20 protein-coding genes and 1 pseudogene are annotated in these 23,010 nt (G+C 65.9%); 6 read left to right on the plus strand and 15 right to left on the minus strand.

Going from position 1 to position 23,010, the window contains the following annotated elements:
- Positions 1 to 27 precede the first annotated feature (27 nt).
- Together AGI3411_RS12365 and AGI3411_RS12370 are read left to right on the plus strand one after the other, a co-directional pair.
- Complete coding sequence (locus AGI3411_RS12365; RefSeq protein ID WP_129527660.1) at positions 28 to 1,557, plus strand: AMP-binding protein; 1,530 nt, start codon at positions 28 to 30, stop codon at positions 1,555 to 1,557.
- Positions 1,554 to 2,282: a GntR family transcriptional regulator gene (locus AGI3411_RS12370; RefSeq protein WP_129527661.1), complete on the plus strand. Its 729-nt coding sequence runs from the start codon at positions 1,554 to 1,556 to the stop codon at positions 2,280 to 2,282. Before AGI3411_RS12365 ends, AGI3411_RS12370 begins: the two co-directional genes overlap by 4 nt.
- Positions 2,283 to 2,319: 37 nt before the next feature.
- Here AGI3411_RS12370 and AGI3411_RS12375 read toward each other — a convergent pair whose 3' ends face one another.
- Positions 2,320 to 3,288: a LysR substrate-binding domain-containing protein gene (locus AGI3411_RS12375; protein WP_129527662.1), complete on the minus strand. Its 969-nt coding sequence runs from the start codon at positions 3,286 to 3,288 to the stop codon at positions 2,320 to 2,322.
- 92 nt (positions 3,289 to 3,380) lie between these two features.
- Here AGI3411_RS12375 and cydC point away from each other — a divergent pair, with 92 nt between their 5' ends.
- The gene (gene cydC / locus AGI3411_RS12380) at positions 3,381 to 6,989 is read left to right on the plus strand and encodes a thiol reductant ABC exporter subunit CydC (RefSeq protein ID WP_129527663.1); all 3,609 of its coding nucleotides are present in this window, start codon (positions 3,381 to 3,383) and stop codon (positions 6,987 to 6,989) included.
- On the opposite strand, the gene AGI3411_RS12385 is transcribed toward cydC, so the two are convergent.
- The gene (locus AGI3411_RS12385; RefSeq protein WP_129527664.1) at positions 6,961 to 9,522 is read right to left on the minus strand and encodes a penicillin G acylase; all 2,562 of its coding nucleotides are present in this window, start codon (positions 9,520 to 9,522) and stop codon (positions 6,961 to 6,963) included. The two genes, cydC and AGI3411_RS12385, sit on opposite strands and share 29 nt — an antisense overlap.
- A gap of 153 nt (positions 9,523 to 9,675) precedes the next feature.
- Between AGI3411_RS12385 and AGI3411_RS12390 the strand changes: the two genes are divergently transcribed.
- Positions 9,676 to 10,599: a LysR family transcriptional regulator gene (locus AGI3411_RS12390; RefSeq protein WP_129527665.1), complete on the plus strand. Its 924-nt coding sequence runs from the start codon at positions 9,676 to 9,678 to the stop codon at positions 10,597 to 10,599.
- Between the two features lie 32 nt (positions 10,600 to 10,631).
- On the plus strand, positions 10,632 to 11,417 hold the full coding sequence (locus AGI3411_RS12395; RefSeq protein WP_129527666.1) for a nucleotidyltransferase domain-containing protein: 786 nt from the start codon (positions 10,632 to 10,634) through the stop codon (positions 11,415 to 11,417).
- A 215-nt stretch (positions 11,418 to 11,632) separates the two neighbouring features.
- Here AGI3411_RS12395 and AGI3411_RS12400 read toward each other — a convergent pair whose 3' ends face one another.
- From AGI3411_RS12400 to AGI3411_RS12435, 9 genes and pseudogenes are all read right to left on the minus strand, one after another.
- Positions 11,633 to 11,923, minus strand: coding sequence for a hypothetical protein (locus tag AGI3411_RS12400; protein WP_129527667.1), 291 nt, complete (start codon positions 11,921 to 11,923; stop codon positions 11,633 to 11,635).
- Positions 11,924 to 12,074: 151 nt separating this feature from the next.
- Complete coding sequence (locus tag AGI3411_RS30100) at positions 12,075 to 12,248, minus strand: hypothetical protein (protein ID WP_165359154.1); 174 nt, start codon at positions 12,246 to 12,248, stop codon at positions 12,075 to 12,077.
- A 28-nt stretch (positions 12,249 to 12,276) separates the two neighbouring features.
- Positions 12,277 to 12,483 (minus strand): annotated as a pseudogene (locus AGI3411_RS12405) (macro domain-containing protein); the annotation flags it as partial.
- A gap of 106 nt (positions 12,484 to 12,589) precedes the next feature.
- Complete coding sequence (locus AGI3411_RS12410; protein WP_129527668.1) at positions 12,590 to 13,000, minus strand: VOC family protein; 411 nt, start codon at positions 12,998 to 13,000, stop codon at positions 12,590 to 12,592.
- A 2-nt stretch (positions 13,001 to 13,002) separates the two neighbouring features.
- On the minus strand, positions 13,003 to 13,362 hold the full coding sequence (locus AGI3411_RS12415) for a GNAT family N-acetyltransferase (RefSeq protein ID WP_129527669.1): 360 nt from the start codon (positions 13,360 to 13,362) through the stop codon (positions 13,003 to 13,005).
- 138 nt (positions 13,363 to 13,500) lie between these two features.
- On the minus strand, positions 13,501 to 14,658 hold the full coding sequence (locus AGI3411_RS12420) for an iron-containing alcohol dehydrogenase (protein ID WP_129527670.1): 1,158 nt from the start codon (positions 14,656 to 14,658) through the stop codon (positions 13,501 to 13,503).
- A gap of 36 nt (positions 14,659 to 14,694) precedes the next feature.
- Complete coding sequence (locus AGI3411_RS12425) at positions 14,695 to 15,669, minus strand: alpha/beta hydrolase (RefSeq protein WP_208748075.1); 975 nt, start codon at positions 15,667 to 15,669, stop codon at positions 14,695 to 14,697.
- Between the two features lie 11 nt (positions 15,670 to 15,680).
- Positions 15,681 to 17,138, minus strand: a complete 1,458-nt coding sequence (locus tag AGI3411_RS12430; protein ID WP_129527671.1) for a flavin-containing monooxygenase — start codon at positions 17,136 to 17,138, stop codon at positions 15,681 to 15,683.
- A gap of 35 nt (positions 17,139 to 17,173) precedes the next feature.
- Positions 17,174 to 18,541 (minus strand): MFS transporter, encoded by a 1,368-nt coding sequence (locus AGI3411_RS12435; protein WP_129527672.1) that lies wholly within the window; start codon positions 18,539 to 18,541, stop codon positions 17,174 to 17,176.
- A 189-nt stretch (positions 18,542 to 18,730) separates the two neighbouring features.
- Here AGI3411_RS12435 and AGI3411_RS12440 point away from each other — a divergent pair, with 189 nt between their 5' ends.
- Positions 18,731 to 19,672, plus strand: coding sequence for an AraC-like ligand-binding domain-containing protein (locus AGI3411_RS12440; RefSeq protein WP_165359158.1), 942 nt, complete (start codon positions 18,731 to 18,733; stop codon positions 19,670 to 19,672).
- 33 nt (positions 19,673 to 19,705) lie between these two features.
- On the opposite strand, the gene AGI3411_RS12445 is transcribed toward AGI3411_RS12440, so the two are convergent.
- From AGI3411_RS12445 to AGI3411_RS12460, 4 genes are read right to left on the minus strand one after another with little or no spacing between them, the layout of a single operon-like run.
- Entirely contained in the window at positions 19,706 to 20,476 is a 771-nt protein-coding gene (locus AGI3411_RS12445) for an SDR family NAD(P)-dependent oxidoreductase (protein WP_129527674.1), read from the minus strand.
- A 1-nt stretch (position 20,477) separates the two neighbouring features.
- A complete protein-coding gene (locus AGI3411_RS12450) occupies positions 20,478 to 21,176 on the minus strand; it encodes an ABC transporter ATP-binding protein (protein WP_129527675.1) in 699 nt (232 codons plus the stop codon).
- Positions 21,177 to 21,185: 9 nt separating this feature from the next.
- Positions 21,186 to 21,965: an ABC transporter ATP-binding protein gene (locus AGI3411_RS12455; protein WP_129527676.1), complete on the minus strand. Its 780-nt coding sequence runs from the start codon at positions 21,963 to 21,965 to the stop codon at positions 21,186 to 21,188.
- Positions 21,962 to 22,996 carry a branched-chain amino acid ABC transporter permease gene (locus AGI3411_RS12460; RefSeq protein ID WP_129527677.1) on the minus strand — a complete coding sequence of 345 codons (1,035 nt, stop codon included), beginning with the start codon at positions 22,994 to 22,996 and terminating at the stop codon, positions 21,962 to 21,964. The genes AGI3411_RS12455 and AGI3411_RS12460 overlap by 4 nt, the downstream gene beginning before the upstream one ends.
- Positions 22,997 to 23,010: the final 14 nt, after the last annotated feature.

Consider the following 23,010-nt stretch of genomic DNA (forward strand, 5'->3'; position numbering starts at 1 on the left):
CGCCCCCCTTCCAACCCAGAGACCGCCATGCATCTCAGCTCTCTCTTTCACCGCAGCGCCCTCATGCACGCCGACCGTCCCGCGCTGGCCGCCGGCACCCGGGATCCCCTCACCTATGCCCAACTTCAGGCCCGCGTCCAGGCGCTGGCCGGCTGGCTGCGCGGCCCTATGGGCCTGCAGCCCGGACAGCGCGTCATGTTGGCGCTGCGCAACCACCCCAGCTACATCGAATCCATGCTTGCCATCTGGCACGCCGGGCTGTGCGCCGTGCCCGTCAATGCCAAGCTGCATCCCAATGAGCTCGAATACATCCTGCGCGATAGCGGCGCGCGGCTGTGCCTGTCACAAGGCGAGGTGGCCGACGCGCTCGCCCCCGTTGCCGGCAGTCTGGAGGCAGTGCGCGTGATGGACGTGGAATCCGCCGCCTACGCGGAGGGCGCCCGCGGCCCGGCGCTGGCGCTGGAACCGCGTCCGCCGCAGGAACTGGCCTGGCTGTTCTACACCAGCGGCACCACGGGCAAACCCAAGGGCGTCATGCTCAGCCACGCCAACCTGGTGGGCATGTGCCTGAACTTCTACGCCGACGTGCAGGCCGTGGCGTCCGGCGACGCCATGGTCCATGTGGCGCCGCTGTCGCACGGCGGCGGCCTCTACAGCATCCCGTACTGGCTGCACGGCGCCCTGCAGATCGTCCCCGACAGCGGCGGGCTGGACGAGGACGAACTGTGCGCGCTGCTGACGCATTACGACCGGGTCAGCCTGTTCGCATCCCCCACCATCGTGCAGCGCATGGTGCGCCATGCCCGCCAGGCCGGCGGGCCGCCGCCCGGCCTGCGCGCCCTCATCGTGGGCGGCGCGCCCTTCTATGTGGAAGACATCAAGGACGCGGTCGCCTGCTTCGGCCCGCGCGTGGCGCAGATCTACGGCCAGGGAGAAAGCCCCATGTCGATCTCCGCGCTGTCGGCAGCCCAGGTCGCCGAGGCCGTAGCCAGCAACGACGACGCGCTGCTGGGCTCGGTAGGCTACGTCCAGACGTCCATGGCGGTCGAACTGCGCAACGGCGCTGGCCAGCCGGCGGCGCCCGGCGAACTGGGCGAAGTGACCGTAAAGGGGCCGACGGTGATGCTGGGCTACTGGAACAACCCGCGCGCCACCGCCGACACCCTGGCCGACGGCTGGCTCCATACCGGCGACATCGGCACCCTGGACACCCGCGGCCTGCTGCACCTGAAAGACCGCTCCAAGGACGTCATCATCAGCGGCGGCACCAATATCTATCCCCGTGAGGTAGAGGAAGCGCTGATGCGCCACGACGCCATCCAGGAAGTATCGGTGGTGGGCACGCCCGACCCGGAATGGGGCGAATCGGTGCTGGCCTTCGTGGTGCTCAAGCCCGGCGCGCAGGCGCAGGCCCAGGACCTGGACCGGCTCTGCCTGGCCTCCATCGCCCGCTTCAAGCGCCCCAAGCGCTATGTCTTCCTGGAGGAACTGCCGAAAAACAGCACGGGCAAAGTGTTAAAACGCGAACTTCAACAACGCGCGCTCCCGACTCCATGAATTCGTCCGCCCCCCTCTTTGGCCGCACCGCCGTCAGCCAGACCGAAAAGGCCTATTGCGCCCTGGAGGAAATGATCGTCACCGGCGAGCTGCCTCCGGGCAGCCAGTGGTCGGAGACCACCCTGAGCGAGCGCGTGGGCATCGGCCGCTCGCCGGTGCGCGACGCGCTGCAGAAGCTCGCATTCCAGCGGCTGGTGGAGATCGCCCCGCGCCAGGGCATCTTCATTTCGGAGATCGATTACCAGGGCCAGTTGAAGATCATCCAGGCCCGCCGGGAAATCGAGCGGCTCATCGTGGCGCAGGCCGCGCAATGGGCCGACGATACCGAACGCGCCGAACTCGCGCGCCTGGCCCGCGAGCTGGAAGCGCTGAAGGCGGTCAACGACATGCGCATGTACATGCGCCTGCATTTCACCCTGACCAGCCAGATCGGCGCCGCCGCGCGCAACAGCTACGCGGCGGAGTTCCATGCCATGCTCCAGACGCTGGCGCGCCGCTTCCTGTACTTCCACCAGAAGCGCCATCCGGACCTGGTGCAGATCTGCGAACTGCACATCCAGCAGATCAACGCCATCGTGGAAGGCTCGGTGGAACGCGCGATCGCCACCGCCGAAGCGCGCAACGACTATGCCGAGAACCTGGCGCGCGACATCCTGATGGAGCTGATCGTGACGTCGGCGGTCACCATCAGTTCCCCGCCCCGCGGCAAGGGCGGCGCGGACTGAGCGGGCCGCAAGGCTGGTCCGGGACACCGCGGCGGCGTCAGCGCGCCTGGCCCGCCTGGTGCTGCCACGCGCCGGTGCTGCGCCCCTCCTCCAACAAAAACTCCACCAGCGCCGGCAGGGACGCGTCCATCGGGCGGTTGGCCTGGATGCGCATCACGTACCCCCAGGACCCCGCCATGCGCAGCTGCGGCACCAGGGGCACCAGCCGGCCGCTGGCCAGTTCCTCGTCGATCAGCGGCGCCCGCCCCAGCGCGATGCCCACGCCGGCCGCAGCGGCGGCCGCCACCGTGCTCATGCCGCTCAACACCATCGGCTCCTGCCAGTCCGCCTCGGCCAGCCCGAGGCGCGGGCTCCAATTGCGCCAGTCGGTCTCGGGGCTGTCGATGTGCTTTTCCTCCAGCCAGCGATGGCGCGTGAACACCCGCGGATCGGCGCGCTCGGACGGCGCGACCAGCGCGGGGCTGCACACCGGCACCACCGTCTCGGTCATGAGCGGGATGTCGCCCGGCTCCGCGTTGTGCGGCCCCATGGCGCGCACGTGCAGGAAGGCCAGGTCGATGTCCTGGCTCTTCCAGGCCGGATCCTGGCTGGCATGCAGGTACACCTGGATGTCGATGTCGGGGTGCAGTTCGATGAACCGGCCGATGCGCGGCGCCAGCCACAGGGCGGCCAGCGAAGGGTTGGCGGACACGTTCAGGGTATAGCGCCGCTTGCCGCGGGCCGTCGCCCGCACATTGCGGCAGGCGGTTTCCAGCAGGGTCAAGGCCTGTTGCACCGAGGCCAGCAGATCGGCGCCCGCGCCGGTGGGTTCGGCGCGCCGCGCCGTGCCCCCGCGGCGCAGCAGCGTGGCGCCCAGGTCGGCCTCCAGCGCCCGCAACTGGTGGCTGACGGCGCTCTTGGTAACGTTGAGTTCGGCGGCGGCGCGGCTCAGGCTGCCCAGGCGGGCCACGGCCTCGAAGGCGCGCAGCGCGGCGAGCGGCGGAGTGCGGTTGGGAAGGTCGGCCATGGGTTGAGTTTATCTCAACCCAAGATTGAAAAACTATCGCTTTCGCCGGCGCGCCGGATCGGGGACCATGCAAGCTCTGGAAGGAGATTGCAATGTATTTCGATTCACGGCTTTGGCGGCTGACCGAGGGCCTGCGCGCCGGCATGGCGGGCGGTATTTTCCTGGGGCTGCTGGCCCTGGCGGCCGGCATTGCGCGCTACGTATTCCTGGGGCAACTGCTGGCCCGGGTCTTCGAGGGCGCGCCGTGGCAGGACTGGCTGACGCCCGCGCTGTGCGCGGCGGCCATGGTGCTGCTGCGGGCGGGCTTCGATCACTGGCGCACCGTGCAGGCCAACCGCTGCTCGGCCGAGGTGCAGCAGGCGCTGCGCGGCCGGCTCTACGACCGCATCGTCAGCCTGGGGCCGGCCTGGTTCGCCAACCAGCGCACGGGCGGCGTGATGCTGACGGTGGTGGACGGCGTCGAGCAATTGCAGACCTTCTTCGGCCAGTACCTGCCACAGGTCGCCATCGCGGCCGCGGCGCCCTTCGCCATCTTCGCCGTGATCGCGTTCTGGGACGTACCGACCGCACTGGTCTTCCTGGCGGCGGCGCTGTTCGCGCTGTTCGGGCCGATGGCCGTGCATATGCTGGACCGCCGCGCCAGCCTGGCCCGCACCCGGGCGCTGAACGATTTCGGCGAGGACTTCCTCGACGCGGTGCAAGGCCTGCCCACCTTGAAGTCCTACGGCCAGGGCAAGGCCTGGGGCGAGCGGCTGGCCGCCCGCGCCCGCAGCCTCTCGGACAACACCTTCTGGGTGCTGTCGGTCAGCCTGCTGACGCGCGGCATCAGCGACCTGGGCGTGGCCCTGGGCGCGGCGCTGGCCCTGACGCTGGGCGCCTGGCGCGTGGCCGCCGGCGACATGAGCGTGGAGGCGCTGCTGATCGTGCTGATGGCCGGCACCGAAATCTTCCGCCCGCTGCGCGACCTGCGCTCGGTGCTGCACCGGGGCATGCTGGGCCAATCGGCGGCCGTCAGCATCCACGCCCTGATGGACGCGCAGCCGCTCACGCCCGCGCCGCGGGCCGCGGGCGACGCCCCGGCGCGGCTGGCGCCCACCATCGAATTCGACGGCGTGGCGTTCTCCTACACGCCCGAACGTCCCGCCCACCAGGGCCTGACCTTCCGCATCGCGGCGGGCGAACGGGTCGGCGTGGTGGGTCCCAGCGGCGCGGGCAAGTCCACCATCGTGCGCCTGCTGCTGCGCGAATGCGTGCCGCAGGCCGGCAGCATCCGCGTCGGCGGCCACGACGTGAATGCACTCGATACGCAGGCGCTACTGTCGCACATCGCGCTGGTCAGCCAGGACATCACGCTGTTCCACGGCACCATCGACGACAACCTGCGGCTGGGACGCCCGGACGCCACGCACGAACAGGTGCGCGCCGCCGCCCGCGCCGCCAACATCGACGATTTCATCATGGCGCTGCCCGACGGCTACGCCACCCGCATCGGCGAGCGCGGCCTCCAGTTGTCCGGCGGCCAGCGCCAGCGCGTGGCGATCGCCCGCGCCCTGCTGCGCGACGCCCCCATCCTGATCCTGGACGAAGCGCTGTCCTCGGTCGACACCGAAAACGAAGCGCTCATCCAGCAGGCGCTCGACCGGTTGATGGCCGGCCGCACGACGCTGATCCTGGCGCACCGGCTGGCCAGCGTCATCGGTGCGGACCGCTGCCTGGTCCTGGACCAGGGCCGCGTCGTGGAAGCCGGCGCGCATGCCGAGCTGATGGCGCGAGGCGGCCTGTACTACCGCCTGATGCGCGAACAGGCCGAGGCGCACCGGAACCCGGCCGCGGGCCAGGCTCCGGCGGCCGCGGCGGCCGCCCCCGAGCAGAACGACGCCGCGCCCGATGCCGGCTCCGGCGCGCAGGGGCCGGCGCTGCGGTCGCTGGACGACGACGCCGCCCAGGTGGGCTGGCGCGGCACCCTGGGCACGCTGCTGTCGGTGGTGCGCCCGTGGCGCGGCACCTTGGCGGCCACCATCCTGCTGGGTGTGGCGCGCGTTGCCGCCTTCATCGGCGTGGGCGTCTTCAGCGCGCTGATCGTCGCCGCCATCCGCGACGGACGGGATGTGTCCGCGCTGGTCGTCGGCCTGCTGATCACCGCGCCCCTGGCCGCGCTGTTCCACTGGCTGGAGTCCTGGTTGGCCCATGCGATGGCCTACCAGCTGCTGGCCGACATGCGGGTCAAGCTCTACGACAAGCTGGAGCGGCTGGCGCCGGCCTACCTGTTGCAGCGCCGTTCCGGGGACCTGGTGGCGCTGGCCACCCAGGACGTGGAGATGGTGGAGTATTTCTATGCGCACACCATCGCGCCGGCCATCGTGTCGGTGCTGGTGCCGCTATCGGTGCTGGGCTTCCTGGGCATGTACAGCTGGCCCGTGGCGCTGGCGCTGCTGCCCTTTCTCGCCTATGCGCTGGTGTCCCCGGTACGCGGGCGCCGCAAGGTCGACGCGCTGGGCGACAAGGCCCGGCACGCCCTCGGAGAAATGAGCGCGCACGCCACCGACACCATCCAGGGCCTGGCCGACCTGACCGCCTTCCAGGCCACGGGCCGGCGCCGCGACCAGTTCCTGGAAGTGGCCGACCGCTACCGCGTCCGCCGCCTTGCCATCCTGCGCGACCTGTCCAGCCAGACGGCCTGGTTCGAGGTGGCGATGGGCCTGGGCGGCCTGGCCGTGGCGGTAGTGGGCGCGCTGCAAGTCTCGGCCGGCGCGCTGTCGGCCAGCATGCTGCCGCTGCTGGTGCTGATCGCCCTGGCCACTTTCCTGCCGGTATCGGAAATCTCCCAGGTCAGCCGGCAGTTGGCCGACACCATCGCCGCCACCCGCCGCCTGCACGTCGTCGCCAATGAGCCCGAACCCGTTACCGACGGCCCGCTGGCCGCGCCCGTCGCCGCGCACGGCCTGTCGCTGGCGTTCGAGCGCGTCAGCTTCGCCTACCCGGGCAAGCGCGAGGACACCTTGCGCGACCTGAGCTTCAAGGTGCCGGCCGGCGCCACCGTCGCCGTGGTGGGCGCGTCGGGCGCGGGCAAGAGCACCGTGGCCAGCCTGCTGCTGCGCTTCTGGGATCCGCGCTCGGGCGCGGTGAAGCTGGACGGCGTGGACGTGCGTCAGCTGCGGCTGGACGGCCTGCGCGAACGCGTGGCGCTCGTCACGCAGGATACCTACCTGTTCAACGACACGCTGGAAGGCAATATCCGCCTGGCGCGGCCCGAGGCCACGCCCGAGGAACTGGCGCGCGCGCTGGAACAGGCCGCGCTGGCGGACTTCGTGCGCAGCCTGCCGGACGGCATGGCCACGCGCGTAGGCGAGCGCGGCATGCAATTGTCCGGCGGACAGCGCCAGCGCATCTCGATCGCCCGCGCCTTCCTGAAGAACGCGCCGGTACTGATCCTGGACGAGGCCACCTCGCACCTGGACACGCTGTCGGAAATGCAGGTGCGCGGCGCGCTGGACGTGCTGATGCAGCACCGGACGACGCTGGTCATCGCGCACCGCCTCTCGACGATCCGCGACGCCGACCTCATCCTGGTGCTGGAGCGCGGCACGCTGGCCGAGGCCGGCACGCACGACCAGTTGCTCAAGCGGCAAGGGGTCTATGCGCGCCTGGCCAGCCACCAGGGCGGCTACGCGGTCAGTAGCGCAACGTCTCTACCGACTTAGCGTTGGCCCGCACTTCCGCCTCCGTGAACCAGACGCGCTTGCTGCCAAAGGTGGCGTAAAGGTCGAACTGGTCGCGGGTGTGGAGCGACGGCGTGCCGTCCGGGGCGACGAAGCCGCTCTGCCCCGGTGCCACGACGTCTACCGCGCGCACGCCCTGGGCGTCGAACACCGTCATGTTGTTCTCGGTGCCACGGTTCTGCGTGGCCGGATAGCTCAGCACCGCCTTGTCGTTCGCCTGCGGCACGCCCAGGAAGTTCTTGGGCGCGAACACCATGGGCGGCGCCGGGACGCGCCATCCGGCGGGGTCGTCCCCGTAGGCCTTGCGCAAGGCCGCAAGCGCGTCGTCCAGCGCGGCGAGCGTCACGGCTTGCGGCGCCTGCCCGTTGAAAAAGTCGTACTGCTGCGGCACGCCGGCATCGCGTCCGGCCAACGCGTTGTACAGCACCTTGGTGCCCACGGTCAGGTTGACCGAGCCCGTGGCGGGCGCGGCCGGCGTGGGGTAGCCGGTGGCGCTGTACCACTTGAAAAAGTCGGCGGGCATCTCGTCGGCCAGGGTGCGTTTGAGCATGGCGCGCAACCACGCGTCCATCACGGCCGGCCCGGCGTTGTCGTAAAAGCCGGGCTGTTTTTCGCTGGTGCCCATGCCGTCCCAGGACGCCAGCCCCGCCACCATCCGGGCGCGGGCATCGTCGGCCGGCAAGCCCTGCACCGCCTGCTGCAGGAAGGGCAGGAAATGGCGGCGGTTGACGTCGGCGTAGCTGGTGGTGCGGATCAGGTCCCACATCTGCTGGGCGCTGACCTTGCCGCCGTGCGCGGTCATGGCTTTCAGGCGCGTCTCGATTTCTGCGTAGCGGTCGGCCTGGCCCCACACAATGGCGAACAGGTCGGTGGACGGATAGCCGCGCATGGGCTGGTTGTTCCAGTTGGCGATGAAGCCCTGGCGCGGGTTGTAGACCTGCGGATTCGTCGCGAAGGGCAGCATGCCGGTCCAGTCCATCTCGCCGGTGCCCGGCACCGGCAGGCGCGGGTCGTGGCCCGGACGGCGCTTGGGATAGAAGCCCGTGTGGGCGTAGCCGATGTTGCCCCGGTCGTCCGCGTAATACCAGTTGATGGTCAGGGCGTGGCGCGCCGCCTGCTGCTTCCATTCGCCCCAGTTGCGCGATTGCGCCTTGTGGGTCCAGGCCATCAGCGATTGCAGCTCATAGCCCTCCCACGCGCGCGCCTTGGCATAGGCCACGTTCTGCTTCTCGTCGAACTTGGCGACGATACCGTGCACCGTGCGGTACACGTCCATCATCACGGGCTGCCCGTCCTTGACCTGGATAAGCTCGGTACGCTTTTCCATCGTCTTCCACTGGCCGTCGTGGAAGTAGCGCGTGCGGTCGGCGGGATCCAGCTTTTCCGCATAGATGTCCACATCGTCGCCGAAGCCCGCGGTGGAGCCCCAGGTCACGTGCGCGTTGTGGCCGAACAGAATGCTGGGATAGGCGAACGGGGTATTGCCCACCACATCGAATCCCGCGCCGTGCAGCCCGATGCCATAGGTATAGGCCGGGTTCCACCAGCCGAACTGCGGCCCGTTCAGCAGGATCGAGCGCGCGTCCTTGGCGTGCTCGCGTCCCACGATCCACATATTGCTGGTGGTGGGAAAGCCGGCGATGCCCGGCTGGCCCGACTCGGCGAACTGCGCCAGCAGCAGCTTCCGCGCGTCGGCCGGGGGTTCGTCCACCACGCCCCGAGTCTGCGGATCGCGCGCCACGCGCTCCAGCATGGGCGGCGTGCCGTCGTAGCGCGGCAAGGCATAGGACAGCCTGGCCGGCGGCCCGGCGCCGTCAGGCCGGTAGACGCCCTCCTCCTCGGGCACCGTAGTGGGCGCCCGACTGTCGGTCATCCAGCGCAGCTGGTTGAAGATCTGCATCGCGCGCGCATCGCCGTGCCGGTCCTTCAACGCCGTCAGCAGCGCCAGGTTGTCGATCTCGCTATTGGCGTCGGAAAAGCGGTTGGCCATGGTGCCCACGAACACCATCGCCACGTCGTAGGCCGTCCAGTCGGCAGGCTGGAACCCCAGGTCATTGAATTCCTTGGGCATCAGCGTGCCCGGCTCGGCGCGCACCCGCGCGATCCACGCGTTCATGCCGGCCGCGTAGCCGTCGAGTATCTGGCGTTCCGAGGCAGGCAGCGCGGCCAGTTGGCGCTGGATGCGCTCCGGCGAAAAGTTGCCGCGGATGGACTTGTCGAACGCCACCATGGACTGGCCCAGCACCTCGGCCACGCGGCCCTGGGTGCTGCGCCGCGCCATCTCCATCTGGAACAGGCGGTCCTGCGCTACCGCGTAACCGTAGCCATAGAAGATGCCGTAAACCGTATTGGCATACACATGCGGCATGCCATAGCCGTCCCGGCGGATCGTGGCCTGCCCGCCCGCCGCGGCCGGAGCGCTAGCCTGCGGAGCCGCCTGACGGCTTTCCTGGGCGTGCGCGCCCACCGACGCGCAGGCCGCCAGGGCGGCGGCCAACAACACTTGCTGCTTCATTTGAATCTGTCTCCGGATTGATAGGCCGCCGCGCGGTGCGAGTCCCGCGGGCGATACGCGGCGCCTCTTGCGGACGCCGTCAGCGGATCATCATACGGAGCGTCAAACTATAATTCCAATGCATTTATTTCATATTATTCATGCGGTTGAAACATGGACTTCCAGAAGCTCAAGCATCTGCTCGCGGTGGTGGAACACGGCACCTTCTCCCGCGCCGCGGACGCGGTAAATCTGTCCCAGCCCGCGCTCAGCCGCAGCATCCAGGCGCTGGAAGCGGAACTCGGCCTGCCCCTGCTCGACCGCGGCGCGCGCCAGGTCCGCCTGACGCCCTACGGCGCCTGCGTGGCCGAACGCGCCCGCCGCATGCGCTTCGAGGAGGCCGAGTTGCAGCGCGAACTGAAAACCTTGCACAGCGGCGAATCCGGCACCCTCGTCATCGGCCTCAGCCCCGCCCCCGCGTCGCTGCTGCTCTCGCCCTTCCTGGCGCACATGACCGCCAGCCGCCCGCAGGTGCGCGTCGGCGTCGAACTCGGCGCCACCTCGGCCCTGCTGGACATGCTGCGCGCCGAACGTATCGACGCCATGGTCTGCGACGCCCGCATGCTGTATGACGCCGCCGACGTCGAAGCGCGCCCGCTCGCGCCGCTGCGCGCCGGCGTGGTCTGCCGCAAGGGCCACCCCATCCTCGCCCACCGGCGGCCCGGCATCGAACAGATCCGCCAGTACCCAGTGGCCTCCAGCACGCTCAGCCCGGAGGTCTCCTTGCGCCTGGCCGAAACCCTGGGCCCCGGCGGCGCGCCCGAACAGATGATCACCACCCGCTGCGAAAACCTGGACGCGCTCGTCGAACTCGCCCTGCACACCGACACCCTGCTGCTCGGCGTCATCTGCGTCACGCGCCGCCAGCAGGAGGCCGGACTGCTGGTCGAAGTCCCGATCCCGCCCGACCCGCAGCGCCAGGGGCACTATGCGCTGGCCCGGCTGGCCGGACGCACGCCATTGACGGCGCAGGATGCGCTGTATGAATTCACGCGGGAATGCTGGGACGGGTTTGCGTCGTTTGGGGTGAGGGGCTAGGCCGGGCAAGCTCTTGCGCTATCCTGAGCATCATGAAAAGCCGCAACGGCGCGACTTCCGCCTTGATTGAAGTGCCCCCACCTAGACCCCTGCAACCGGCGTTTTCCGGTCTGGTCGACGACGCACGCGACAGCCTGTGCCATGAACTCGGCCCGCTCCTGGACAGCCTGTACCTGTACGGCAGCGTGTCCCATGCCAGCGCAACGCCCGGGACATCGGACCTGGACCTGACATTGGTACTGTCGCGGCCGCTTGCCGCGCGCGAGGCCGAATCCCTTGAATGCGTCCGCTCGGATCTGCAAGCACGTCACCCTGAAGTCACAAAGGTCGATTTTGATCTAGGCGTACGCGACGACGTGCTGAATCCGGCCAACTTGTACAGCTGGGGCTACTGGCTCAAACATGAGTGCCGCTGCATTTACGGTACAGATCTGGCTCTACGGTTTCAGCCGTTTCGGCCCTCGCCGGCGGTTGCGCAGGCCGTCAACGGTGACTATGCGCAGGTTCTACGCGACTACGTCACACGCATCTCTCAGGCACAGGACCCAGGCGCAATGCAGCGGCTGCAAAAAGAGGCTGCGAAGAAACTGCTTCGCGCCACCAATGTGCTGCGCCCGGCGTCAGACAGCTATTGGCCCGGAACCTTGGAAGAATATGCGGGGTATTGCTCGGGACGGTATCCCGACATGGCCGAACGAATTGAGTTCTTCCTGGCACATGCGAAAGCACCTTGCGCATCGAGCGATGCTTTCAACGAAAAACTGGATTTCTTCATCGATTGGATGCAGAAAATCCAGCGGATATCGATGCCCGCTTAGGGGCGGAAGTGATCTTTCATTGATGATGGCTTCCGGCCAGGAACGGTCGTTTGACATCGAAGGCGCCGATTGCATGCAGGAATCCATTGCAACAGGTTTGGATTCCGCGGCAGCCGATGCACTCGTCAAACGCCTTCTTTCTGAAAGAGTGCAGGATGCCGTCGAAGTCAAGAAAGAGTACCGGAGCGGAAACCGATCGCCCCTGGGGAGGGAATTCAGGCGGTCAGGAAGCGCGTGACTTCGGCCCAATCGTTAGTCGACAGGGCGACGTCCTCGAAGTCGCCTGCTTCCTCGTCGTAGCGCGAAACGCAGAAGCGCTGACTCCTGCCGGATTCGCGGTCGGCATAGTTGGCATAGTCGACATACACTTTCAAGCTGCGCTCCTCGTTCTCGAACGAAGGAGCTGCATCGATGTAACTCGACGCGTCGAAGTAACCTTCGGGTAGTGTCGGCAGGGTTGTTATGTCGTAGTCGGGAAATTCGCGACGCAGTCGTTCAAGGTTCATAAGGGAAACATGTGGAGGCTGGAAGCCAGACATTTTACGTTGTTCAGTGTCAGCCGCCACAATCCCCCCCGAAACAGAGTTTGGGCTAGGGCTTGCACGAATTTGCGATCAACCTGGCATACCACCACTGCTGCCAAGCTCGAAGATCGTGTCAGGATTCGCAGACCCAGGCCGTGGGCAGGCCGTCGACGGCAAAATGGACGGACGGCCAATAGCCATCCATGAACCAGGTCGCGTCGCGCGGGGCCAGGTGCAGCACGTAGCCACCGTCGGCGGTTGCGCAGTCCAGCCAGGTTTCCTGGGCAGGAAGTTCGATGCCGTGCACGATGCGGCCGGTGTCGTCCAGCGCGGCCTCCAGGCTGATATCGCGCAGGGTGTGTCAGGGAAAGGCGCTGTCCGCCGTGCAGTCTGCATTCCTGCACAAGGTCCGGGCCGGCGGCTCGATGTATGGCGCCATCGACTCCGCCACCGCCCAGCAATGAGGAGTTCGCGGCGTTGGCGATAGCGTCCACATAAAGCGTCGTAATATCCGATTGGATTGCACGCAGGCGGGTGGGCATGTTTTCGCTCCTTGCACGGGTCAGGCTTGGTAGCCTGACTTCTCTTATCTACTGTGTACTGCCTGGTGCCGTCGAAATTGTAGTCCCGCGCCTTAAGGCGTGCGCGCTAAACCGCCGGCCCCTTCAGCTCGATTTGATTTCCGTCCGGATCGAAGCAATAAATCGAAAGCCCGTCGCCTTCCGCGCCATACCGCATCACGGCCTTGTCCGCGGCAATTCCGAAAGCTTGCAAATGCGCCAGGATGGCCGTTTCGTCGAACGGATCGACCCGCAGGCAAAAATGGTCGACATTGCGCCCCTCTTTTCCTGGGGCGTCTCCGCCAGCGGTGCCCAAGGGCCCTTGTACATCGACCAGATCGATCATGGACCCGCCAGCACCCAGATGGATCATGGCGTATTTATCGTTCTGCTTCTTGATGGAACAGCCTAGCACCTTCGTATAAAAGTCCACGCTGCGCGCCAGGTCGCGAACCCTGAGGACGACGTGGTCCAAGTGCTTGATCTGAAATACCGGCATGATTATCCTCCTGCGGCGGGACATATTTGGGGAAAGGCGCTGCAGCCCCACTCCCGCACCGCGGCAAGCAAGGTCCTGGCTGCGCCCTGCTGCCGGGCCTCGGGTACGACGTATAACCCTTCCAGGAACGCAACGGGGCTGGCGTTCGTGCCATTGACATAGTCGACTCTGATTGAGGCCTCGGCCAGGCCAATGGGCTGCCCGCTGCCGGAGCGCGCCATGAACTGGGCGTATCTGTCGGGTAAAGCCAACAGATCGTCCATTTCTTCCTGGTGCTCGGCTGCCGAGGCGTCCGGCCACAGCGCCATGCGCAGCCTGAGCCAGGCGGCATCCCCGGGGGAAGTGATTGCGGCGGCTTTCATATGCGGGACTCACTTGTCGTGGCCTGGAAAAATGTATCACCCTGCATTGCCGGCTGTCGAACGCCGCCCCGCCCCTACTCTTCGATGGTGAGCCTTGCAGGCTGACACCATTTTCACATCCGCCAGCTGGCTCCTTCCCTACCAAGCCGCCGTATAAATCGCCAGCGCATCGGCTTCGGTCACTTCTCTGGGATTGTTGACAAGCAGGCGCGTCTGCAGCATAGCGGCCTTAGCCAGGGCAGGCAGGTCGGCCTTGCCGATTCCCACCTCGCGCAGCGCGCGTGGAATACGCGCAGCCGCGATGAGCTCCTCGAGGTGCAAAATCAGGGCATCGGTTTTGGACAAGGCGCTGCCCGTAACGCCAGGCAGGACGGCCTCGGCCAGCTCGGCATAGCGCGCATGCGCCACGGGCGCGTTGAACTTCAGTACCTGCGGCAACACCAGCGAATTCGAAAGGCCATGCGCTACATGAAAGATGCCGCCTATCGGATAGGCCAGCGCATGCACGGCCGCCACCGGTGCATTGGCGAACGCTTGGCCCGCCAACATCGCGCCAAGCAGCATGGCTTCTCGCGCCTCGCGGTTTGCGCCATCTTCGCAGGCAGGTAGTAGATGACGCGACAACAGCTCCAGGGCGCGGATAGCCTGCATGTCTGATAGCGGATTCTTCAGGTGCGCCGAGGTATAGGCTTCAATGGCATGCACCATGGCGTCAACACCTGTGGCTGCCGTGGCCGCGCGGGGCAAACCCAGAGTAAGTTCCGCATCCAGAATGGCAAGGTCGGCCAGCAGGAACGGCGACACAATGCCCATCTTGGAGGTCGCGCCTGTAGTGACGATAGACACCGCCGTGACTTCCGACCCCGTGCCGGCCGTGGTGGGCATCTGCACCAACGGCAGACGCGGGCCGACCACTTTCCCGACCCCGTACATATTCTTGATATCCTGCCCGCCAACCAACAGGACGGCCAACAGCTTTGCCACATCCATCGACGAACCGCCGCCCAGGCCCAAGACAAGCTCGGCGCGAGCCGCTCGTGCACGGCCTGCGGCTTCGAGCACAACGGACTCCGGCGGATCAGCGATCACGTCGTCGATGACGGTGGCCTCCCAACCGCACCTGGCCAAGTCAGCCAGCGCCGGTTCGAACAGCCCGCTCTTATATAGGAAGGCATCGGTCACAACGCACAGCCGCGTCAGGCCAGGATACTGCGCGCGCAGCAGTTCCCCCAGGCGGCGAGCCGCGCCGAATTCGGAGATGACAGTAGGGACGGTCTGAAATTGAAACGAGGTCATATCACGTTGGGTAGATGAATAAAGGCATGCGGCGCGTCACTCGGTAGTGCATCGATGCAGCGTTTCGCCCAGGAACCGCGCCGCCCGCAGCGCCATCGCCCGCCCGGTTTCGATGCGGCCCGCGGATGTCATGATTCCGTGCGCATGGGCCGGGAGATGGTGGTGCTCGACTCGAATGCCGCCCTCGATAGCCCGGGCGGCGTAGGCCACGCCTTCGTCCGCCAGCGGATCAAGGCCGCAGCTAAGCAGGAACAATGGGGCGCGGGACAGCCGGGGCGCCAGCAACGGAGACACCCGCGGGTCGTCAAACGTGCCGGCAGAACCAACATAGCGATCCCGGAACCAACGCATGGACCCCGCGGTAAGCGGAAAGCCGGAGACAATGCGGCGATACGACGCGGTTTCGCAGCGCAGATCCGTAACCGGGTAGAACAATGCTTGCGCGCACGGCGAACAGCCCTCGGGCCTTAGCCGGTCCTCATTCGCCAGGACGGCAGCCAGGTTGCCGCCGGCGCTGTCTCCGGCCAGGCCCAGGCGTGCCATGTCAACGCCAAGCGCATCGGCATTGGAGGACAGCCACTGCAGCGCCGCGACGCAATCATCCAACGGCGTCGGAAATGGATGTTCCGGGGCAAGGCGGTAATCGACGGCGAATACTGTCGCCTGGCTTTCCTTGGCGAGCAACCTGCAGAGCCCGTCGTGCGTTTCCAGATTGCCGATGACCCAGCCCCCGCCATGCAGGAACAAAATAGCCGGCGTATTTCCCTGCGCGCCGCTGCGATACTCGCGGACGCGCAACGCGCCGTGCCCAGACGGCAGGGAATGGTCGCGCACCAATGGTAAATCGGCGCTCGGCAGGCCATTGGCTGCGCAACCACGCAGATAGTTCTCGCGCGCCTGCTCCAAAGGCACGTCCTGGAAGGAAATCTCGCCGTTGTCGCGGAACGCCTGTATCAGGCCTCGGGCATCCGGCGCGACCGAGGACAAAGGAATACGCTGTATATCGTCCATGGGAAATTCACCTAGAGCCAGTGATAGTCGGCCGCACACCATTGGGCGGCGGCGCGATACTGATCGACCGTCCCGGACCAATTGTTGATGACCTTCCCAGCCTTGTTCTTGTACCAACTGGAGCACCCCGATGAAAACGCCGAAGTCCCCATGTCGGCCTGCACCTTGTCATTGAACGCGCGGAACACTCCCGGCTTCACGACCACGGCAGCGTGGTCCCGGCTCGCTGCCTTGATGGCATCGATGATGTAGCCCTGCTGGATCTCGAGCATGGTGATGATCGAGTTGTGATTCAAATTGGTATTGGGGCCATAGACCACAAACATGTTCGGGAAATCGGGGACCGTCATACCGAGATACGCCTCCGCGCCCTCTTCCCATACAGACGAAAGCGCCGCTCCCGCCGAGCCATACACGGCCAGGTCGCCTTGAAACGCCTGGCTGGCGAAGCCGGTGCCGAAAATGACCACGTCAAAGGCAAGCGCCTCGCCATCCGCCGTCACGATGCCATTCTCGTCAAATCGAAGGATGGGGCGCACCTCCAGCGTCACATTGGAACGGCTCAGCGCGGGATAGAAATCATCCGAGCGCAGAATGCGCTTGCAGCCAAACTCATAGTCCGGCGTCAACCTCGCGCGAAGCGCCGGATCGCTCACCTGCCTGGTCAGGTGTTCAATGGCAATGCGCTTGCCTTCCTCCTGATCGCTGCTTCCGGTCTGCGTACGGCGAAAACCGATTTCCCGGAATTCGTGCAGATGTTTGCGTGACGCCTCGAAGGTGGCGGGCTGCGCTTCAAACGCATCCAGTTGCTCCGGTGTAAACACCTGCTGGTTTCGCGGCATGATCCAGTTCGCCGAGCGCTGGAAGACTGTCAGATGGGAAACGCCGGGTGCAATCTCGGGCACGTACTGGACAGCAGAAGCCGCGTTGCCAACAGATGCAACATCCTTGCCCGCCAGGTCGACGGACGCATCCCAACGCGCCGAGTGGAAGAACTTTCCCCGATAGGCATCCAGCCCCTCGAAACTCGGAATGGAAGGCTTGTTCAGCTGTCCCCAGGCAGGCACGAAAAATTTCGCGGCATAGCGTTCCTCGCCGTTCACTTTGAAACGCCAAAGCCCGGCCGTCCCGTCCCATCGGGCCTCGCTTATCTCCTGGTTCACGTGCAAATGGGTACGCAATCCGTAGGTGTCGGCAAGCCGGTTCATATAGCCCAACAACTCGTCACGTCCGGCGTACATGCGGCTGACCCGCAGATGCGGATAGAAAGAATAGCAATATAGATGTGCCTCAGTGTCGCAGGCGGCGCCGGGGTAGGCGTTATCGAGCCAGACACCGCCGATATCGCCGGATCTTTCAATGATGACGAAGTCCTCGTCATCATTGCGGACCAGTTGGGCGCCCATACCCAGGCCGCCAAAGCCGGCGCCGAGTATCAAAGTATTGAAATGCTGGGTGTTTTCGATCATAGGGGTTTCGCTGATGATTTCCAGGATCAAACGTCCTAGCGTTCGGCGTGCGCACGGTCTACGTCATGCAGGGAAACATTTTTCGTCTCCGACAACATGGCGAGCGCCAACAAGGAAAGCAGGATGGTGCCGGCAAGGTAGACCACGATGGGGGTGGTGCTGTCGTAGTCGCGCAGCAGAATCGTGGCTGTCAGCGGCGCGATGGATCCCGCCACCACCGTCGCGATCTGATAGCAAAAGGATGCGCCCGAATAGCGCATGGCCGTCGGGAAAATTTCGGAAAAATAGGCGGCTTGCGGCCCATAGCACAGCGCCTGGCAAAACAGGCCCAGGCAGATGACGCCCAGGATCTGCGCATTCGATCCCGAATCCAATCCCGGAAAGTACAGGAACGCCCAGACCAGCAGCCCGCCGTAGCCAAGCGCAATGCACGCCTTGCGTCCGATTTGATCGGACAGATAACCGCCGAACAGCATGGAGAAGAACTGAAAGATGTTCGCGACGAACATGAGGAACATCACGGTTTGCGAAGGCAGCTTGGCGTGCACCGTAAGATAGGTGATCGAAAACACTACGATGATGTAATACGCCGTGTTCTCGCCCACGCGCAGCAGGATGCTGAAGAACGACTTGCGCGGATAGGCAGCCAGTGCATCCTTAAGCGAAGCGGCCTTCTTGCGAGACTCCTTCTGCCGCTGGTACGTTTCGAGGAAGATCGGCGCGTCCTCCACGGATCGACGTATGTAGTAGCCAACAAAGACGATCGCGGCCGACAGCCAGAACGCCACACGCCAGCCCCAGTCGAGAAAGGCGTCCTTGGGCAGCAGCGTAGAAAGGCCGAACAATACGATGGAGGCAAGCACATTACCGATGCATGCAGCCGATTGCGGATAGCTGGCCCAATAGCCTCGCTGATGCGCAGGCGAATGTTCTGATATCAGCAGAACCGCGCCTCCCCATTCACCGCCAACGGCGAACCCTTGTATGAAGCGCAGCAGCACGAGTAGCGCGGGCGCTGCAAACCCAATAGTGGCGTAGCCCGGCAGGCAGCCCATCAAGAAAGTGGATGACCCCACCAGCAGCAAGCTGAACTGCAACAACTTCTTGCGGCCCAGCCGGTCGCCAAAATGGCCGAAGACGATACCTCCCAACGGCCTCGCGACGAAGCCGACGGCGTAGGTTGCAAATGCGGCGATGATCGAGGTAAGCGGGCTGTCGACCTTCGGAAAAAACAGTGGCCCGAACACAAGTGTGCTGGCTACGCCATAAATGAAGAATTCATACCACTCCGCGACTGTGCCGGCCATAGATGCGGCAACAACCCGTTTGACCTCTCTGGACGTCGTCGGTTTCACTGCGGGAACCGCAATTGCCGGCGCGGCAATTTCGCTGTTGGTGGCCATACCATCCTCCTCCTGGGTACCAGTCTGTTGTTTGTCTTGTCTATTTTTCGTTCGGACGTCTTGAGCAAGGTCAACATTTCGAACAAAATGCGAAGCACAACCAGAGACTATCGCCCACGAAAGCACCATGTCTTGCGTCAGAGCGCAGCCGACTTGCGCAGGACTGCAAGAGGGAAAAAGGAGAGACCGATGCAGCTGGTTTTCGATGCCCAACAGCACGCTCTGCCACTCCGCCGAGATATGTGGCAGGATGCGCTATGCAGCGCCTATATTGCGTTGGACGCGGAAATGCCCGATTCCAACGACTATTGCGGAGTTTTACGCAAGGGAAACTTCGGCCCGGTTTCGATCACCGATATTTCCTTGGCGGGCCATGTCATCCGACGGCGCAAGCAACATCTGGCCCGGCTGGACAAGGACTGCTTCTACCTGCAGATACTCCAGCGCGGGCATGCACGGCTGAACCAGGATCGTCGCGAAGTGCCATCCAATCAGGCAGTCGCCGCATTGTTCTACTCAGGCGAACCTTATGACTTGGAGTGCCTGAACGAGATCCGTGCGCTCTATCTGGAAATTCCTCGCGCCACGCTGAAAAGCAAGCTGTCCGGACAAGACGCCCCAATCGCGGGCAATGTGGGCATCGGCAGCGGTATCGGGAAGCTTGCCGCGCAACTCTGCGTCAGCCTGACTACGGAGAGCGGCGCCATCGATGCCGCGGACAAGGCGCGCCTGGGCGAAGACCTGCTGAATATCGTCGCGCTTGCGGTGGATCGCGCCGCAAACCAAAGCCCGGATCCCGACACGCATCAAGTGGCCCGCTTGCGGCTTATCCAGGCGTGGATTGAAATGCACCTGTCTGCGGCCGGCCTGTCACTGGAAACCATTGCCAAGCAGCATGGCATCTCGGTCCGCCTGTTGCACCACCTATTCCACCAGGACGGAATCTCTCCTGCGGACTGGATGTGGGATCGGCGCTTGCAAAGGTGCTTTGATGAAATCACGGCGAAACGGGATGCACAGCGCACCATCACGGAAATTGCGTACGCCAACGGCTTCAGCAGTTCTTCGCACTTCAGCAATGCGTTCAAGGCAAAATTCGGCGTGAGTCCGCGCGACGCCCGGCGTACATAGCAACGGCCTTGTTTTGTTCGGCGGCCCCGCCCCCTATTCCTTCACCGCCACCGTGTAGTTCAAGGCCAGCCGGCCGCCGTCCGCGTACACCGTCTGCCCCGTCACGTAGCTGGCGTCGTCGCTGGCCAGAAAGACCGCCACCTTGGCCACTTCATCGGTGGCGCCCAGCCGCTGCATGGGGATCCGCGACAGCACGGTTCTGCGGGCCTCGGGGTTGGCGGTGATGGTGGCCAGGATCTCGGTGTCGATGCTGCCGGGGCCGATGGCGTTGACGCGGATGCCGTGCGGCGCCAGGGAGAGCGCCATCGATTTCGTCATCTGGCGCACGGCGCCCTTGCTGGCCCCGTAGGCCAGCTGGTCCGGCATTGCCAGCTCCGCCGTCATCGACGACAGGGTCACGATGGCGCCGTTGCCGCGTCCGCCCGCCACCATGGCGCGGGCCGCGGCCTGGGCCACCAGGAAGGTGCCGCGCACGTTGACGTTCATGACGGCGTCCAGATCCTCTAGCGTCAGGTCCAGGAAGTCCGCCGCCCGGATCACGCCGGCGTTGCATACGCAGATGTCCAGGCCGCCCCAGCGCCGCACGCATTCGCCGGCCAGCGCCTGCGCGTCGGCCGGATCCGTCACGTCGGCCACGGCGGCGGCCGCGCGTGCGCCCAGCGTTTGCGCCGCGTCGTTCAGTTCGGCGGCCTTGCGGTCCGCCATCAGCACATAGGCCCCTTCGGCCACGAAGCGGCGCGCGATCGCCAGTCCGATGCCGCCGGCCGCGCCGGTGACCAGCGCCACCCGATCCTGCAATCTCATTTCAAACTCCTACGTAGGCGGCCACCAGTTCGGGCCGCGCGGACAGTTCCGCCGAGCTTCCACGCCACACCGTCACCCCTTTGTCCAGGATGAAGTTGCGGTCGGACAAGCGCAGCAAGGCCGTGGTGTTCTTGTCCACCACGATCATCGACAACCCTTCGGCTTTGAGCTGGGCCAGTACGTGCCAGATCTCGGCCCGCACCACGGGCGCCAGGCCTTCGGTCGCCTCGTCCAGCACCAGCAGGCTGGGGTTGGTCATTAGGGCGCGGCCCAGCGCGAGCATCTGCTGCTCGCCGCCCGAGAGCTGCGTGCCCAGATTGGCCCGCCGTTCGCGCAGGCGCGGAAACAGGCCGTACACGCGTTCCAGCGTCCAGCCGCCGCCAGCCTTGGACGCGCAGGCCGTGGCCACCAGGTTTTCCTCCACCGTCAGCGTCGGAAAGATCTGGCGCCCTTCCGGCACCAGCGACAGGCCCAGCCGTCCGATCCGGTACGGCGCCAGGCCGCGCAGCGAACGGCCGCCGTATTCGATGCTGCCCTGGCTGGCGGGAAGCAGGCCGAACAGGCACTTGATGACGGTGCTGCGTCCCATGCCGTTGCGGCCGATGAGGCCCACGACCTCGCCCTGCCCTACATCCAGGTCGACGCCGAACAGCGCCTGGCAATGGCCGTAGGCCGCCGTCAATCCGCGTATGTTCAACATGGCGGGCTCCTATGCGTCGGCATCGTCGCCCAGATAGGCGCGGCGCACGTCGGGATGGTTGCGGATGTCGTCCGCGCTGCCGGTGGCGATGACCTTGCCATAGACCAGCACGCTGATGCGGTCGGCCAGCGCGAAAACGGCGTTCATGTCGTGTTCGACCAGCACGATGGTGTAGCGGCCCTTCAGGCTTTGCAGCAACGCGATTACCCCGGCGCTTTCGGCGGCGCTCATGCCGGCCATGGGCTCGTCCAGCAGCAGCACGGAGGGTTCGCCCGCCAGCGCCATCGCGATCTCGAGCTGGCGGCGCTGGCCGTAGGCCAGGCTTTCGACCGGCGCCTCGGCCACATCGTCCAGCCCGCAGGCCTGCAGCGCCCGCCTCGCGGCGTCCACCACGTCCGCGCAGTCGCGCAGGGCCGTCCAGGGCGACAGGCGCCGGCGGCGCTTGCGCAGGGCCGCCAGGCAGGCATTGTCCAGCACGGTGTAGCTGTCGAATACCGAGGTCACCTGGTAGGACCGCAGCATGCCCTGCGCCACCCGCCCCTGCACCGAGGCGCGCGAGACGTCGGCGGCGCCCAGGCGCACGGACCCGCTATCGGGGCGCAGCTCGCCCGACAACAGATTGATCAGCGTGGTCTTGCCGGCGCCGTTGGGGCCGATCAGGGCGTGCAGCTCGCCGGGCGCCACGGCCAGCGACACCCCGTCGGTCGCCTTCAGCCCGCCGAAACGGCGCACCAGGTCCTGCGTGGCCAGGCCCGCGGGCGCGGCGGCGTTGCTGGTCTGGATGTTCATAGGGATGCCTCCTTGGCCAGCGTGTCCGGCGAACGCCGCTCCGTCCGGCCGGCACCGGCCCGCGCCGCGGCGGCGGGCGCGGCCTCGGGCGGCCGGCGGCGCAGCCAGGCCAGCGAGTTGCCATAGCCTCCCTTGGCCGCCATGGCGATGGCCACCACCGCCGGCCCCATCAGCAGCATCCAGTGCTGCGTCAGGCTCTTGAAGCCCTCTTCCATCAGCAGGTAGGCGATGGCGCCGACGATCGGCCCCAGCACGCTGCCCAGGCCGCCGATCACCACCATGACGATCAGTTCGCCGGACACCGGCCAGGACATGTAGCTGGGCGAGGCGAAGGCCGTCAGGTTGGCCAGCAGCAGCCCGGCCACGCCGGTCAACACGCCGGAGGCCACATAGGCCATCAGGCGCACGCCGAACACGGAATAACCCAGCGCGTCCACGCGCCGCGGGTTGGCGTGGGTGGCGCGCAGGATCATGCCGAAGGGAGAGCGGCGCAGGCGCAGCATTGCGATGCTGGAGACCAGCAGCAGCCCCCAGGCGGCCCAGTACACAGGCTGGCTGCCGTCCAGATCAAACAGGCCGAATGAACTGGGTTCGTAGATGTTCAGGCCGTCGTCGCCGCCATATTCGCGCAGGCTCACCGACAGGAAATAGAACATCTGGGCGAACGCCAGCGTGATCATGATGAAGCCGATGCCCGAGGTGCGCAGGCAGACGGTGCCCACCACCAGGGCCACCAGCGCGCACACGGCAATGCACACGGCCAGCTGCAGCCAGCCGTTGCCGAAGCCGTAGTAGCTCAGAATGCCGACCGCGTAGCAGCCCAGGCCCAGAAACATGGCGTGGCCGAAGCTCACCAGCCCGGCGAAACCCAGCACCAGGTTCAGCGCCAGCGCAGCCAGCGCGTAGATCAGGATGCGCGCACCGAGCGTGACGTAGAACGGTTCGCCCAGCCATTGCGCCGCCAACGGCACGCCGGCCAGGACCAGGAACAGCAGGGGCAGCGCCCAGCGCCGCTTGTTCTCTTCTTGCATGATGAATAGACCTT

It is taken from the genome of Achromobacter agilis (assembly GCF_900496965.1).
GTDB classification, from domain to species: domain Bacteria; phylum Pseudomonadota; class Gammaproteobacteria; order Burkholderiales; family Burkholderiaceae_B; genus Achromobacter; species Achromobacter agilis.

What these genes read in the sequence shown, in the direction of transcription:
- AGI3411_RS12420 (WP_129527670.1), bottom strand. Translation starts at nt 14,658, where the DNA reads ATGACCTCGTTTCAATTTCAGACCGTCCCTACTGTCATCTCCGAATTC.
- AGI3411_RS12430 (WP_129527671.1), bottom strand. Translation starts at nt 17,138, where the DNA reads ATGATCGAAAACACCCAGCATTTCAATACTTTGATACTCGGCGCCGGC.
- AGI3411_RS12390 (WP_129527665.1), top strand. Translation starts at nt 9,676, where the DNA reads ATGGACTTCCAGAAGCTCAAGCATCTGCTCGCGGTGGTGGAACACGGC.
- AGI3411_RS12450 (WP_129527675.1), bottom strand. Translation starts at nt 21,176, where the DNA reads ATGTTGAACATACGCGGATTGACGGCGGCCTACGGCCATTGCCAGGCG.
- AGI3411_RS12400 (WP_129527667.1), bottom strand. Translation starts at nt 11,923, where the DNA reads ATGAACCTTGAACGACTGCGTCGCGAATTTCCCGACTACGACATAACA.
- AGI3411_RS12395 (WP_129527666.1), top strand. Translation starts at nt 10,632, where the DNA reads ATGAAAAGCCGCAACGGCGCGACTTCCGCCTTGATTGAAGTGCCCCCA.
- AGI3411_RS12410 (WP_129527668.1), bottom strand. Translation starts at nt 13,000, where the DNA reads ATGCCGGTATTTCAGATCAAGCACTTGGACCACGTCGTCCTCAGGGTT.
- AGI3411_RS12435 (WP_129527672.1), bottom strand. Translation starts at nt 18,541, where the DNA reads ATGGCCACCAACAGCGAAATTGCCGCGCCGGCAATTGCGGTTCCCGCA.
- AGI3411_RS12385 (WP_129527664.1), bottom strand. Translation starts at nt 9,522, where the DNA reads ATGAAGCAGCAAGTGTTGTTGGCCGCCGCCCTGGCGGCCTGCGCGTCG.
- AGI3411_RS12365 (WP_129527660.1), top strand. Translation starts at nt 28, where the DNA reads ATGCATCTCAGCTCTCTCTTTCACCGCAGCGCCCTCATGCACGCCGAC.
- AGI3411_RS12370 (WP_129527661.1), top strand. Translation starts at nt 1,554, where the DNA reads ATGAATTCGTCCGCCCCCCTCTTTGGCCGCACCGCCGTCAGCCAGACC.
- AGI3411_RS12425 (WP_208748075.1), bottom strand. Translation starts at nt 15,669, where the DNA reads ATGGACGATATACAGCGTATTCCTTTGTCCTCGGTCGCGCCGGATGCC.
- AGI3411_RS12375 (WP_129527662.1), bottom strand. Translation starts at nt 3,288, where the DNA reads ATGGCCGACCTTCCCAACCGCACTCCGCCGCTCGCCGCGCTGCGCGCC.
- AGI3411_RS12440 (WP_165359158.1), top strand. Translation starts at nt 18,731, where the DNA reads ATGCAGCTGGTTTTCGATGCCCAACAGCACGCTCTGCCACTCCGCCGA.
- AGI3411_RS12455 (WP_129527676.1), bottom strand. Translation starts at nt 21,965, where the DNA reads ATGAACATCCAGACCAGCAACGCCGCCGCGCCCGCGGGCCTGGCCACG.
- AGI3411_RS12445 (WP_129527674.1), bottom strand. Translation starts at nt 20,476, where the DNA reads ATGAGATTGCAGGATCGGGTGGCGCTGGTCACCGGCGCGGCCGGCGGC.
- AGI3411_RS12415 (WP_129527669.1), bottom strand. Translation starts at nt 13,362, where the DNA reads ATGAAAGCCGCCGCAATCACTTCCCCCGGGGATGCCGCCTGGCTCAGG.
- AGI3411_RS12460 (WP_129527677.1), bottom strand. Translation starts at nt 22,996, where the DNA reads ATGCAAGAAGAGAACAAGCGGCGCTGGGCGCTGCCCCTGCTGTTCCTG.
- cydC (WP_129527663.1), top strand. Translation starts at nt 3,381, where the DNA reads ATGTATTTCGATTCACGGCTTTGGCGGCTGACCGAGGGCCTGCGCGCC.